The sequence below is a fragment of the Paracoccus versutus genome (assembly GCF_000763885.1).
GTDB lineage: Bacteria > Pseudomonadota > Alphaproteobacteria > Rhodobacterales > Rhodobacteraceae > Paracoccus > Paracoccus versutus.
Genome location: NZ_JRKO01000173.1, coordinates 1 through 716 on the forward strand (window position 1 = coordinate 1; position 716 = coordinate 716).

1 protein-coding gene is annotated in these 716 nt (G+C 61.6%); it reads left to right on the forward strand.

Annotated features, from left to right (window positions below):
* On the forward strand, window positions 1–716 hold a 716-nt coding region (locus IT40_RS26505), incomplete at both ends, for a phage major capsid protein (protein ID WP_036761538.1).

Below are 716 nucleotides of genomic sequence, written 5' to 3' on the forward strand. Positions count from 1 at the left end.
TAATGCCCAGGTTGATACCAAGGTTTTCAATGCCGTTCTGTCGCGGCTGGACAAGCTGGAAGCCAAGGCGAACCGTCCGGGCGCGCCGGGTATCGTCCAGGGCGAGACTGCCGAGAAAAAGGCGTTCTCCAGCTACCTGCGCGGCGGTGAGGCCCGCATGGAAGCAACCGAGGTGAAGGCGCTGGCCGTCGCCAATAACGCCAATGGCGGCTATCTGGTTCCGCCCGAGTTTGGTTCGGAAATCCTGAAGCTGCTGACCGAAATGTCGCCGCTGCGGCAGTATGCCAATGTGCAGACCGTCACCGGCACCGACATCACCTTTCCGACCCTGCTGTCGGGCGTGAATGCATTCTGGACCGAGGAAGGCGGCGACATGACCGCCAGCGAACCGACCTTTGGTCAGGTCAAGATCGCGAACCATGAGCTTTCCAGCTTCTATGTCGCCAGCAACAAGGTGCTGGAAGATAACGCCTATGATCTGGAAGCCGTGATGAACCGCGAACTGGCCGAGGGCTTCGCCAAGGTGGAAGGGCTGGCCTTTGTCAAAGGCACCGGCACCGGCCAGCCGCGCGGCCTGATGACCGCACCAGGCATTGCCGAGGTCAAGACCGGCGCTGCCGCGAACTTCCCGGCAGCGAACCCGATGGATGTGCTGATCACCATGCAGCACGCCATTCCGTCATTCCACGCCCGCAACGCGGTCTGGCTGATGAACC